Genomic DNA, 11,869 nt, shown 5'->3' with positions numbered 1-11,869 from the left:
GGCGAGAGAGGTGGTGCGCCCTTGTTACTGTAGGAGCAGCCGGTCGACGCTCGATTGCTCGCGATGGTCGTCAACGCCAACGCGGGGTATCTGAATAATCGCGGTGCCTTTACGTCCATCGCGAGCAAGCTTGCTCCTACAAGGGGGTCAGACCACTTCCAGGCGGATCTTGTGCTGCTGCAGCAGTTGGGCCAGCGCGGGTACGGGCGCCTGGTCGGTCACCAGGGCGTCGATCAGGGTGATGGGCCCCAGGCGAACCATGGCATTGCGCCCGAACTTGCTGGAGTCCGCGGCCAGGATGACCTGGCGCGCATTGGCGATGATCGCCTGGGAAACCCGCACTTCCTGGTAATCGAAGTCCAGCAGGCTGCCGTCTTCGTCGATGCCGCTGATGCCCACCAGGGCAAAGTCGACCTTGAACTGGTTGATGAAGTCGACGCTGGCCTGGCCCACTACACCGCCGTCACGGCGCACGTTACCGCCGGCCAGCTGGACTTCGAAATCATCCTTGGCGCTGAGGATCGAGGCCACGTGCAGATTGTTGGTGATGATCTTCAAGTGGTTGTGATTGAGCAGCGCCCGGGCGATGGATTCGGTGGTGGTGCCGATATTGATGAACAGCGAGGCATGATCGGGGATATGGGCGGCGATGGCTTCGGCTATGCGTTGTTTTTCATCGCGCATCTGGTCGGCGCGCATGGCGTAGGCGGTGTTTTCCACGCTGGAGTCGTAGGCCGCGCCACCGTGGTAGCGACGGAGCAGATTGGAATCCGCCAGTTGGTTGATATCGCGGCGGATGGTTTGCGGGGTCACGACAAAAAGCTGGGCCATTTCCTCGATGCTGACATAACCGCGTTCGCGGACCAGTTCGAGGATTTGTTGCTGGCGGGGAGGCAGATTCATTGGGCGTCCTTTGGGCTGCCGTACAAATTCTTCCATCATGCCGCAGGAAGGACCTGTCTGCCACTTGCGGGGCCAATCAATCGCGGATGTGCGGTGGGGGTGTCGTACGTTGTTGCTGTTGAGGTCGCTCTTGTTTCTGCGGCCTGTTGAGCGTCGTCCGATCTCGGGAGCGCCACAAAACCTGTAGGAGCTTGGCTTGCCAGCGAAGCTTTTGGCGTCTTCAAGGACGCCTTCGCGGGCAAGCCCTGCTCCTACAGGGCCGTGTTCAGCCTAATGAACAGCGTTCGGCTTAGTTGCTTTCTTCGTGCGGTTCCCAATCGCGGGTACGGCTAACCGCTTTCTGCCAGCCGGCGTAAAGTTTTTCCTTCTCGGCCTCAGGACGCTGCGGCTCGAACTCGCGCTCGATCACCGCCTTGCCCCGCAGCTCTTCCAGGCTGCCCCAGAAACCGCACGCCAGGCCGGCCAGGTAGGCCGCGCCGAGTGCCGTGGTTTCGCGCATTTGCGGGCGCTCGACCTGGGTCCCGAGAATGTCGGCCTGGAACTGCATCAGGAAGTTGTTGGCCACCGCGCCGCCGTCCACGCGCAGGGCCTTGAGGCGTTCGCCCGAGTCCTGTTGCATGGCGTCCAGCACGTCGCGGGTCTGGTAGGCGATCGACTCCAGGGCGGCACGAATGATGTGATCCACCTTCACCCCACGGGTCAGGCCGAACAGTGCGCCACGGGCATAGGGGTCCCAGTACGGAGCGCCCAGGCCTGTGAAGGCCGGTACCAGGTACACGCCGTTGCTGTCCTTGACCTTGCCGGCGAAGTATTCGGTATCGAAGGCGTCGTTGATCAGCTTCAGTTCGTCACGCAGCCACTGGATGGTCGAGCCACCGTTGAATACCGCGCCTTCCAGGGCGTAAGCCACTTCGCCGCGAGGGCCGCAGGCGATGGTGGTGAGCATGCCGTGCTTGGAGCGGACGGCCTTGGTGCCGGTGTTCATCAGCAGGAAGCAGCCAGTGCCGTAGGTGTTTTTCGCCTGGCCCGGCTCCACGCACATCTGGCCGAACAGGGCCGCTTGCTGGTCGCCGGCGATACCGCCGATGGCGATGCCGCTCTTGGTGTGGCCGTAGATTTCCGAGGACGACTTCACTTCCGGAAGCATTTCCCGGGGAATGTCGAGGATCTCCAGCATCTTCGCATCCCACTCCAGGGAGTGGATGTTGAAGAGCATGGTGCGCGAGGCGTTGGTGTAGTCGGTGACGTGGGTCTTGCCGCCGGTGAATTTCCAGATCAGCCAGCTGTCGATGGTGCCGAACAGCAGCTCGCCGCTGCGTGCGCGTTCACGGCTGCCTTCGACGTTGTCGAGGATCCACTTCAGCTTGGTGCCGGAGAAGTACGGGTCGGTGACCAGGCCGGTGGTTTCGCGGATGTACTCTTCGTGACCGTCGCGCTTGAGCTGTTGGCAGATCTCGGTGCTGCGGCGGCACTGCCAGACGATGGCGTTGTAGATCGGACGGCCGCTGACCTTGTCCCAGACCACGGTGGTTTCACGCTGGTTGGTGATGCCGATGGCGGCGACCTGGTCGTGGTGCAGGCCGGCTTGCGCCAGGGCTTCAACCATGACCGCGCTCTGGGTGGCGAAGATTTCCATCGGGTCGTGTTCGACCCAGCCGGCTTGTGGATAGTGCTGCTGGAATTCGCGCTGGGCGGTGCCGACCACATTGGCGTCGCGATCGAAGATGATCGCCCGCGAGCTGGTCGTACCCTGATCGAGGGCAATGATGTAGTTCTTATTCTGAGTGTCGGTCATTTTCGATTGCCTTGATGAATATAGGGAAAAAAAGTGCCGGGATGAGTGCCCTCAGGGAGAAGGGCGCTCACAGGGAGTGGCATCTTGCAGGTGTTTCAGGAAGCCTGGACCTTTTTGGCCGCGGTCGCGGGTTCTTCCTGTAGCGCGGGTTGGGCGCTGGGCAGATGGCGGGCAATCATCCCGCGATACAGCACGGCGCCCAGGCAGGCACCGACAATCGGTGCAAAGATCGGAATCAGGAAGTACGGAATGTCGCGTCCGCCGGTGAAGGCGATATCACCCCAGCCGAAGAGGAAGGTCATCAGCTTGGGGCCGAAATCCCGTGCAGGGTTCATCGCAAAACCGGTCAACGGACCCATCGCGCTGCCGATCACGGCGATCAGCAGGCCGATCAGCAGTGGGGCCAACGGGCCATTGGGCAGGCCGTTGTTGTCGTCGGTCAGGGACATGATCACGCCCATCAGGATCGCGGTGATCACCACCTCCACCAGGAACGCCTGGGCAGTGCTCAGGGCCGGGTTGGGGTAGGTGGAAAACACCGATGCCAGTTCCAGGCTGGCCTGGGAGCCGCGGATCATATGGTGGGTTTGTTCGAAATCGAAGAACAGGTTGCTGTAGAGCGTGTAAACCAACGCGGCGGCACAGAAGGCCCCGGCGACCTGGGCAAGGATGTAGAACGGCAGTTTGCGTTTATCGAAATCGGCGAACAGGCACAGCGCAATGCTCACGGCCGGGTTCAGGTGAGCGCCGGAAACGCCGGCGGTCAGGTAGATCGCCATGCTCACGCCCATGCCCCAGATGATGCTGATTTCCCACAGACCAAAGGTGGCACCCGCGACCTTGAGCGCGGCAACACAGCCGGTGCCGAAAAAGATCAACAGCGCGGTGCCGAGGAATTCGGCGATGCATTGGCCCGAGAGCGATGGTTGTTTCAAAGCGGTACTCATTGGACACCTCGATTTTTGTTGTTGTTAGACGTCCGTCCCAATGACGGACGTGGACTTGCACCGAAGCTCAGGAATCCCCATCTCTGATTTCGGCTTACCGCTCGTTGCTGCTGAGTGTAGGACTGTAATCTTCAGTTTCGAAAAAATATAGACAAGAAACGCTGATGTCAAAGGTCGAAAATGAACGATAGTCCACTTTTTGAGGAATAGCTTCGTGAATGAGGATGATTTGTATGTAGGATCAAGGTGTTTTTTACGCATTTATTGGCTCTGGTGAGCCTAGGAAAATCTTGAGGCTTGGCCTGTCATAGAGCCTTTTCGTTGCGAATAGCCTAAAATCCGCGCTTGTCTTCCGAGCCGCCTGGACCTGCCATGACCCCCGCATTGGACCTGCTGAAAAAAGTTCGTGCCGAACATCGCGTACACAGTTATGAACACGATCCGAAAGCCGCTTCTTATGGTCTGGAGGCCGCGGAAAAACTGGGATTGGCTCCGGCGCAGGTGTTCAAGACGCTGCTCGCCAGTACGGAAAAGGCCGAGTTGCTGGTGGCGGTAGTGCCGGTCGTCGGAAGTCTGGACCTGAAGGCGCTGGCCCAGGCGGCGGGGGTCAAGAAGGTCGAGATGGCGGATCCGGCGGCGGCCCAGCGGGCCACCGGCTATCTGCTGGGTGGGATCAGCCCGCTCGGGCAGAAGAAGCGCTTGCGCACGTTTATCGACCAGAGCGCGCAGCCCTTCGCGAGTATTTTCGTCAGTGCCGGCCGTCGTGGCCTGGAAGTGGAGTTGGCGCCGGCGGTGCTGGCCGAGCATACCCAGGCGAAGTTCGCCGATATCGGCCGCGCCTGATCCCGCTCACGGTCTACGCGGCGGGCTGGAACAGCACCAGATGCTCGGCTGTCACGCGAATACCTACCGATGTTCCCGGCAGGTGATCGACGTGACTGGGGAAAATCGATTCCAGCTGGCTGCCGCTGGGCAGTTGCAGGCGATACAGGGTCGAGGCGCCGAGGAAGGTCTTGCCGAGGACCGTGGCCTTCAGCGCGCTGTCCGGGGCATGGACGATGTCATCCGGCCGTAGCAGCACATCCACTGCACCGCCCAGCGGCCAGGCGTAGGCCCGATTGCCGCGCAGCACGCCCAGTTCGGTCTGCACTGACTCCTGGCTGCTCAGCTGCCCACGAATGAAGTAGCCCTGGCCGATAAAGCTCGCGACGAAAGGCGTCTGCGGTTGGTGATAAAGGTTGTAGGGCGTATCCCACTGTTCCAGACGGCCCTCCTTGAACACACCGACCTGGTCGCTGACGGCGAAGGCTTCTTCCTGGTCGTGGGTCACCAGGATCGCGCTGGTGCCGCGCTGCTTGAGGATATCCCGGACTTCCTGGCTGAGCTTGCGCCGCAACTCCACATCGAGGTTGGAAAACGGCTCGTCGAGCAACAGCAGTTGCGGCTCCGGCGCCAGGGCGCGGGCCAGGGCCACCCGTTGTTGCTGGCCGCCGGAGAGTTCATGGGGATAACGCTTGCCCAGTCCCTTGAGGTTGACCAGCTCGAGCATTTCCTCGGTGATCCGAGTCTTGCGCGGGTGCAGGCGAATGCCGAAGGCGATGTTGTCGGCGACGCTCAGGTGCGGAAACAGCGCGTAGTCCTGGAACACCATGCCGATCCGGCGTTTCTCCGGCGCGAGGGTGAAACCGGCGCGGGAGATGACGTTGCCCGCCAGCTGGATTTCGCCCTCGTGCACCGGCTCGAAACCGGCAATGGCTCGCAGGGTGGTGGTCTTGCCGCACCCGGACGCACCGAGGAGGCAACCGATGTCCCCGCTGTTGAGGTGCAGGTTGAGGTTCTGCACGACCCGTTGCGCTTGATAGCCGCAGGCCAGGTCATGCAGGTTCAACAGCGGCGAATGACTCATGCAGGGCGATACGCCGGCGCAACCAGGAATTCGAGCAGGGCCTTTTGTGCATGCAGGCGGTTCTCGGCCTGGTCCCAGGCGACCGAACGCGGGTCGTCGAGCAGGTCGAGGCTGATTTCCTCACCCCGGTGGGCCGGCAGGCAGTGCAGGAACAGCACGTCGGGCGCGGCCAGGTCGAGCAGTTCGCGGGTGACCTGCAGGGGCGCGAACAGGGCCAGGCGCTTGGCGGTTTCTTCTTCCTGGCCCATGGAAGTCCAGACATCGGTGCTCACCAGGTGCGCGCCGCGTACCGCTTCACGTGGATCGCGGACCAGTCGGACCCGCTCGCCAGCCTGGGCCAGCAGCGCCGGGCTGGGGTCATAACCTTCGGGGCAACTGACCCGCAGCTGGAAGTCGAACTGGATGGCCGCCTCGATATAGCTGTTGCACATGTTGTTGCCGTCGCCGATCCAGGTCACGGTCTTGCCCTGGATCGAGCCGCGATGTTCGAGGAACGTCTGCATGTCGGCGAGCAACTGGCAGGGATGCAGGTCATCGGACAGGCCGTTGATCACCGGGACCCGGGAGTTGGCGGCGAACTCGGTCAGGGTGCTGTGCTTGAAGGTGCGGAGCATGACCACATCGAGCATGCGCGACAGGACGATGGCGCTGTCGCCGATCGGCTCGCCCCGGCCCAGTTGGGTGTCGCGCGGCGAGAGGAAAATCGCCTGGCCGCCCAGCTGGATCATGCCGGCTTCGAAGGAGACGCGGGTGCGCGTCGAGGATTTCTCGAAAATCATCCCGAGAATCCGACCCTTGAGTGGCTCGAAGAGTACGCCGCGGTCACGCAGGTCCTTCAGCTCGATGCCTCGACGAATCACGCTGACCAGCTCTTCGGGCGTGCAATCCATCAGGGAGAGAAAGTGCCTTGCGCTCATCATTAACTACCTTTTTGCAACAGACCGCAGATACTCAAAGCCGGGTTTTACGGAAAAACGGGCGAGACCTGCGGCGTAAGCCGCACGGGGCGACGAAATAGGGGAAGACGCGATCGTATAAGAAAATGTCGCGTGTTACCAATAGGAGGCTTAGTTTAAGGGCGGTTGAGGTCTGCATCGTCTTGCTGGGCATGACCTTTTCCCTGTCCGATACACGCCGGCTCACTGGCGACAGCGGGTCTTTGTACACTGTGCCCGGAACCCTTGGCAATCGAGGGCGACGGGCGCAGGCGGGTCCTGGTCGCTTTCTGACTGTCCGGGCGGGGTATTGGCGTGCAAGATGGCCGGTGTGGAAACATTTCCTAAACTAATCCGCTAGGTTGTAAAATGTGTCACCGCGGACACATGGAGGCTTTGGAATGGAATCGAAAGAGCAACAATTGATGGAATTGCTGAAGCTGACGGCGCAGGCACTGACCCATATGACCGCCTCCGTGACCTCGATGTCGTTCGAGTTGTTGCGCAGCGAAGATGAAGTGACCCGGGCGGCCGGTCGTCGGATGATCGATCGCATGGCGACCATCAGTTCCGGTCTCGACGAGCATTGGCGCCTGATCGGCGAGCTGACCGGGGTCCACATGGGCCAGGAGCAGCTCGAGACGATTGAGGAGATCCAGTTGCAACCTGCTCCCATGCTGCCCTCGGCCTGATTTCAGGGCTGCCATCGGCAGGCCTGATGCCCCCCGATTCACAAGATGAACGTCGCTGGCATGCTGCCCGGCGTAGGGCCATAGTTTTGTTCTCGCAACCGATCCGGGTTGCCTTGAACAAGACAGAGACTGGCCATGACCAAGACTCTCCACCACCGTGCCTGCCACCTGTGCGAGGCCATCTGCGGCCTGACCATCGAAACCACCACCACCGAAGCGTCGGTGCAGATCACCTCGATCAAGGGCGATCCGCTGGATACCTTCAGTCGCGGGCATATCTGTCCCAAGGCGGTGGCGCTGCAGGATATCCAGAACGATCCGGATCGTCTGCGCCAGCCGATGCGTCGAGTGGGCAGCGAATGGTTGCCGATCGAGTGGGATGAGGCCTTTGCCCTGGTGGCCGAACGCCTGGCGGCGATCCAGGCCCGGCATGGCCAGAATGCCGTGGCGATCTATCAGGGCAACCCCAGTGTGCACAACTATGGGTTGATGACCCACGGCAACTACTTTCTCGGCCTGTTGAAAACCCGCAATCGTTTTTCCGCGACCTCCGTCGATCAATTGCCGCACCACCTGAGCAGCCACCTGATGTATGGCCATGGCCTGTTGCTGCCGATTCCGGATATCGATCACACCGATTTCATGTTGATCCTGGGCGGTAATCCACTGGCTTCCAACGGCAGCATCATGACCGTGCCGGATGTGGAAAAGCGCCTGAAGGCGATCCAGGCCCGGGGCGGCAAAGTCGTGGTGGTCGATCCTCGGCGCAGCGAAACGGCGGCCATGGCCGACCAGCACCTGTTCGTGCGTCCGGGCGGGGATGCGGCCTTGCTGTTCGGCCTGCTCAATACCTTGTTCGCTGAAGGGCTGACGCGTGCCAGCCATTTGCCGGTGGACGGCCTCGATGAAGTGCGCCAGGCCGTGGCCGGTTTCAGCGCCGAATCCATGAGTTCGCTGTGTGCGGTGCCGGCGGCGCAGATCCGCCAACTGGCCCGGGACTTCGCCGCGGCGGACAAGGCGGTCTGCTATGGGCGGATGGGCGTCTCGACCCAGTCGTTCGGCACCTTGTGTCACTGGCTGGTGCAGTTGATCAACCTGGTGACCGGCAATCTCGATCGGGTCGGCGGGGCCTTGTGCACCGAGCCTGCGGTGGACCTGGTGGCCTCGACCTCCGGCGGCCACTTCAATCGCTGGCAGAGCCGGGTGTCCGGGCTGCCGGAGTACAGTGGCGAACTGCCGGTGTCGGCCCTGGCCGAGGAAATGCTCAGCGAAGGGGAAGGGCAGGTGCGGGCCCTGGTGACGATCGCCGGCAACCCGGTGTTGTCCACGCCCAATGGCCGGCAACTGGAGCAGGCACTGGACGGCCTGGAGTTCATGGTCAGTATCGACCTGTACATCAACGAAACCACCCGTTATGCCGACCTGATCCTGCCGTCGACCTCGGCCCTGGAAAACGATCACTACGACACCACCTTCAATATGTTCGCGGTGCGTAACGTCAGCCGTTTCAACAAGGCGATCCTGGCCAAGCCTGCCGGTGCGTTGCACGACTGGGAGATTTTTGTCGGCCTGGCCAAGGCGTTTTCCAGCCTGACCGGCCAGGTGCTCAAGCCGACCATGGCCCCGGCGCAGATGATCGACATGGGCTTGCGCATGGGGCTGTATGGCGATGCCTCGTCGCACCAGCTGTCGCTCAAGACCCTGGAGGACTTTCCCCATGGCGTCGATCTCGGCGCGCTCAAGCCGAACCTGGCGCCACGCCTCAAGACGCCCGGGCAGCGGGTCCAGGCGGCGCCGGCGGTGATCCTCGCCGACCTCGCTCGCTTCGCCGCGCAACAGGCACCACAAGTCGGGGAGTTGCTGATGATCGGCCGCCGGCATGTACGTAGCAATAATTCGTGGATGCACAACTATCACCGCCTGGTGAAGGGCAAGCCGCGCCATCAACTGCTGATGCACCCCGATGACCTGGCCAGCCGCAGTCTCGAGGATGGGCAGCGGGTGCAGGTCAGCTCGCGGGTCGGCATGATCGAGGTGGAGGTGCTCGCCAGCCTGGAGATGATGCCTGGCGTTGTGAGCCTGCCCCATGGTTGGGGGCATGCGCGGCCCGGGGTGAAGATGGCGATTGCCAGTGGCCAGCCGGGCTCCAGCGCCAACGACCTGACCGATGAACGCCAATTGGACGTCTTGTCTGGCAACGCGGCGCTGAACGGCGTGCCAGTCACGGTGGCGGCGGCCTGACAACGGCCATGGTGGCGGATATCGGGCAGACCGAGCACCACGCTCGGCTTTCCGTTACAATGCCTCACCGTGCCGACAACAGAGTCGGAAAGTTCAGAAGAGGTGCCTTGTGGATATCATCGAAACGATTAAAGAGCAGATTGCCAACAACACCATTCTGCTTTACATGAAAGGCTCGCCGAATGCTCCACAGTGCGGCTTTTCCGCCAAGGCCGCGCAGGCCGTGATGGGCTGTGGCGAGAAGTTCGCCTACGTGGACATCCTGCAGAATCCGGAAATCCGCGCCAACCTGCCGAAGTACGCCAACTGGCCGACGTTCCCACAACTGTGGGTCGGTGGCGAACTGGTCGGCGGCAGCGACATCATGGCGGAAATGTTCGCCAACGGTGAGTTGCAGGCCCTGGTCAAGGATGCAGCGACCAAAGCGGCAGCGGCCAAGACCGAAGCCTGAGTCGATTGCACGCAATCCTGTAGGAGCCGGCTTGCCGGCGATGACGTCCGCAAGATCGATACAAGACTTACGGGCCTCATCGCCGGCAAGCCAGTGCCTACAGGGATAGGTGTTTGTTTATTCGGCACCTGTAAAAAAGCCCCGCACTCTGAACAAGAAGGCGGGGCTTTTTAATGGGCGCTGTTTATTCGCCCATTTGCGACTGCAGGTAGTTCTCGAGACCGACTTTGTCGATCAGGCCCAGTTGGGTTTCCAGCCAGTCGATATGCTCTTCCTCGGATTCGAGGATATCCTCCAGCAGTTCGCGGCTGCCGAAGTCGCCCGTGGCTTCACAGTGGGCAATGGCCACTTTCAGGTCGGCATGGCCGCTGCGTTCGATGCGCAGGTCGCACTCGAGCATTTCCTTGGTGTGTTCGCCGATGTGCAGCTTGCCCAGGTCCTGCACGTTGGGCAGGCCCTCGAGGAACAGGATGCGCTTGATCAGCTTGTCCGCGTGCTTCATCTCGTCGATGGACTCGTGGTATTCGTGCTTGCCCAGCTTGTTCAGGCCCCAGTCTTCATACATGCGTGCGTGCAGGAAGTATTGGTTGATCGCGACCAGCTCATTGGCAAGGATCTTGTTGAGATGCTGGATGACCGTGATATCGCCTTTCATGGTGTGGACCTGTCCTGTAATAACTGACTATAAGGCAGAGTTTGATCCCGGCAACTTCGAGTGTCAAACCTAAGTTGTTGAATCATATATAAAAATTAATCGGAATAAGAATGTTTGTGTTCCGCGTCTTAGTCCTAAGCGATTGAATTACAGGCATAAAAAAACCGGACGCGAGGTCCGGCTCTTTTAAAGTTCGTTCTTTACGCGGCGGAAAATTCTACCGGGTAAGGGATCGCCGCCTGCTGGCTTTGCAGCTCGGTCAGGGTCTCGCGCACCACCTGCTTGGCCAGGCACGCACATTTGCCGCATTGGCTGGCCACGCCGGTGGCTTGTCGCACTTCGCGATAGCTGCAGCAACCTTCATAAATCGCTTCGCGGATTTGCCCATCGGTGACGCCAGTGCAGAGGCAGACATACATAAGGTGAGAACCATCGCTGATTAAGGCTCGATTGCGCTGGATCTTAATGTTAACGAGAATGATTGTCAAAGTGCTTTCGGTAAAGCTTTTGTCAACGCGCTGCTTGTCTGACGAACGGTGTCACCGCCTTGGCGGGCGAGTTTGTAAAAAGCGTTGGGGACAGTGGAAAAACGCGGTGTATGATGGTCGGTCCTTAGGAAGGTAGGTCACGTCACAGTCTTGTCGTCTGCTTATGGCAGGCTGGGCTGGACCTTGTTCTTTACCGCATCAACACCAGGAGATATCCAATGAGCGTACTCGTAGGCAAACAAGCCCCCGACTTCACCGTCCCTGCCGTACTGGGCAATGGCGAAATCGTTGAAAGCTTCACCCTGTCCTCGGCCATCAAAGGCAAATACGGCCTGGTGTTCTTCTACCCGCTGGACTTCACCTTCGTCTGCCCGTCCGAGCTGATCGCCCTGGACCACCGCATGGACGATTTCAAGGCGCGCAACGTTGAAGTCGTGGCCGTTTCGATCGACTCGCATTTCACCCACAACGCCTGGCGCAACACCGCCATCAATGACGGCGGCATCGGCAAAGTCAAATACACCATGGCTGCCGACATGAAGCACGACATCGCCAAGGCCTACGACGTTGAGTCCGAAGGCGGCGTGGCCTTCCGTGGCGCGTTCCTGATCGACGACAAGGGCGTTGTCCGCTCGCAGATCATCAACGACCTGCCGCTGGGCCGTAACATGGAAGAACTGATTCGTCTGGTCGACGCCCTGCAATTCCACGAAGAGCACGGCGAAGTCTGCCCAGCCAACTGGAAAAAAGGCGACAAGGGCATGGACGCTTCGCCAGAAGGCGTTGCCAAGTACCTGACCGAGAACGCCGGCAAGCTGTAAGCGCCAGCTTCATGCATAAAAAAACCGGTCTTGAT

Annotated in this window: 12 protein-coding genes; 5 read left to right on the top strand and 7 right to left on the bottom strand. The window is 60.6% G+C overall.

The features are described 5' to 3' along the window. Positions 1-147 precede the first annotated feature (147 nt). The 3 genes from M5C01_RS23770 to M5C01_RS23760 form a co-directional block, all read right to left on the bottom strand. Entirely contained in the window at positions 148-903 is a 756-nt protein-coding gene (locus M5C01_RS23770) for a DeoR/GlpR family transcriptional regulator (protein ID WP_152740907.1), read from the bottom strand. Between the two features lie 289 nt (positions 904-1,192). Next, positions 1,193-2,698, bottom strand: coding sequence for a glycerol kinase GlpK (glpK, locus tag M5C01_RS23765; RefSeq protein WP_152740906.1), 1,506 nt, complete (start codon positions 2,696-2,698; stop codon positions 1,193-1,195). A 95-nt stretch (positions 2,699-2,793) separates the two neighbouring features. Continuing rightward, the gene (locus tag M5C01_RS23760; protein ID WP_103494174.1) at positions 2,794-3,645 is read right to left on the bottom strand and encodes an MIP/aquaporin family protein; all 852 of its coding nucleotides are present in this window, start codon (positions 3,643-3,645) and stop codon (positions 2,794-2,796) included. A 372-nt stretch (positions 3,646-4,017) separates the two neighbouring features. On the opposite strand from M5C01_RS23760, the gene ybaK reads away from it, so the two are divergent. Beyond that, entirely contained in the window at positions 4,018-4,488 is a 471-nt protein-coding gene (gene ybaK / locus M5C01_RS23755; protein WP_040070355.1) for a Cys-tRNA(Pro) deacylase, read from the top strand. A gap of 13 nt (positions 4,489-4,501) precedes the next feature. Here ybaK and M5C01_RS23750 read toward each other — a convergent pair whose 3' ends face one another. Both M5C01_RS23750 and argF read right to left on the bottom strand, forming a co-directional pair. Continuing rightward, positions 4,502-5,551: an ABC transporter ATP-binding protein gene (locus M5C01_RS23750; RefSeq protein ID WP_152740905.1), complete on the bottom strand. Its 1,050-nt coding sequence runs from the start codon at positions 5,549-5,551 to the stop codon at positions 4,502-4,504. Next, on the bottom strand, positions 5,548-6,468 hold the full coding sequence (gene argF, locus M5C01_RS23745; RefSeq protein WP_152740904.1) for an ornithine carbamoyltransferase: 921 nt from the start codon (positions 6,466-6,468) through the stop codon (positions 5,548-5,550). The genes M5C01_RS23750 and argF overlap by 4 nt, the downstream gene beginning before the upstream one ends. A 419-nt stretch (positions 6,469-6,887) precedes the next feature. On the opposite strand from argF, the gene M5C01_RS23740 reads away from it, so the two are divergent. The 3 genes from M5C01_RS23740 to grxD all read left to right on the top strand — a co-directional run bounded on the left by M5C01_RS23740 (position 6,888) and on the right by grxD (position 9,870). Continuing rightward, on the top strand, positions 6,888-7,178 hold the full coding sequence (locus tag M5C01_RS23740) for a hypothetical protein (protein ID WP_103494171.1): 291 nt from the start codon (positions 6,888-6,890) through the stop codon (positions 7,176-7,178). Between the two features lie 135 nt (positions 7,179-7,313). Then, positions 7,314-9,419, top strand: a complete 2,106-nt coding sequence (locus M5C01_RS23735; protein WP_152740903.1) for a molybdopterin oxidoreductase family protein — start codon at positions 7,314-7,316, stop codon at positions 9,417-9,419. Positions 9,420-9,528: 109 nt separating this feature from the next. Continuing rightward, positions 9,529-9,870 (top strand): Grx4 family monothiol glutaredoxin, encoded by a 342-nt coding sequence (gene grxD, locus M5C01_RS23730; RefSeq protein ID WP_103494169.1) that lies wholly within the window; start codon positions 9,529-9,531, stop codon positions 9,868-9,870. A 184-nt stretch (positions 9,871-10,054) separates the two neighbouring features. Here grxD and bfr read toward each other — a convergent pair whose 3' ends face one another. Both bfr and M5C01_RS23720 read right to left on the bottom strand, forming a co-directional pair. Then, positions 10,055-10,525 carry a bacterioferritin gene (gene bfr / locus M5C01_RS23725; protein WP_152740902.1) on the bottom strand — a complete coding sequence of 157 codons (471 nt, stop codon included), beginning with the start codon at positions 10,523-10,525 and terminating at the stop codon, positions 10,055-10,057. 200 nt (positions 10,526-10,725) lie between these two features. Then, positions 10,726-10,944: a bacterioferritin-associated ferredoxin gene (locus tag M5C01_RS23720; RefSeq protein WP_103494167.1), complete on the bottom strand. Its 219-nt coding sequence runs from the start codon at positions 10,942-10,944 to the stop codon at positions 10,726-10,728. A gap of 287 nt (positions 10,945-11,231) precedes the next feature. Between M5C01_RS23720 and M5C01_RS23715 the strand changes: the two genes are divergently transcribed. Beyond that, positions 11,232-11,834 carry a peroxiredoxin gene (locus M5C01_RS23715; protein WP_103494166.1) on the top strand — a complete coding sequence of 201 codons (603 nt, stop codon included), beginning with the start codon at positions 11,232-11,234 and terminating at the stop codon, positions 11,832-11,834. Positions 11,835-11,869: the final 35 nt, after the last annotated feature.

The sequence above is a fragment of the Pseudomonas sp. MWU12-2319 genome (genome assembly GCF_023242525.1).
GTDB lineage: Bacteria > Pseudomonadota > Gammaproteobacteria > Pseudomonadales > Pseudomonadaceae > Aquipseudomonas > Aquipseudomonas gingeri_D.
The sequence above is the reverse complement of the archived record's forward strand: the minus strand, read 5'-3'. Positions and strand labels throughout refer to the sequence as shown.

Coding starts and splice junctions, on each gene's coding strand:
- M5C01_RS23770 (WP_152740907.1), bottom strand. CDS start 903: ATGAATCTGCCTCCCCGCCAGCAACAAATCCTCGAACTGGTCCGCGAA.
- glpK (WP_152740906.1), bottom strand. CDS start 2,698: ATGACCGACACTCAGAATAAGAACTACATCATTGCCCTCGATCAGGGT.
- M5C01_RS23760 (WP_103494174.1), bottom strand. CDS start 3,645: ATGAGTACCGCTTTGAAACAACCATCGCTCTCGGGCCAATGCATCGCC.
- ybaK (WP_040070355.1), top strand. CDS start 4,018: ATGACCCCCGCATTGGACCTGCTGAAAAAAGTTCGTGCCGAACATCGC.
- M5C01_RS23750 (WP_152740905.1), bottom strand. CDS start 5,551: ATGAGTCATTCGCCGCTGTTGAACCTGCATGACCTGGCCTGCGGCTAT.
- argF (WP_152740904.1), bottom strand. CDS start 6,468: ATGAGCGCAAGGCACTTTCTCTCCCTGATGGATTGCACGCCCGAAGAG.
- M5C01_RS23740 (WP_103494171.1), top strand. CDS start 6,888: ATGGAATCGAAAGAGCAACAATTGATGGAATTGCTGAAGCTGACGGCG.
- M5C01_RS23735 (WP_152740903.1), top strand. CDS start 7,314: ATGACCAAGACTCTCCACCACCGTGCCTGCCACCTGTGCGAGGCCATC.
- bfr (WP_152740902.1), bottom strand. CDS start 10,525: ATGAAAGGCGATATCACGGTCATCCAGCATCTCAACAAGATCCTTGCC.
- M5C01_RS23720 (WP_103494167.1), bottom strand. CDS start 10,944: ATGTATGTCTGCCTCTGCACTGGCGTCACCGATGGGCAAATCCGCGAA.
- M5C01_RS23715 (WP_103494166.1), top strand. CDS start 11,232: ATGAGCGTACTCGTAGGCAAACAAGCCCCCGACTTCACCGTCCCTGCC.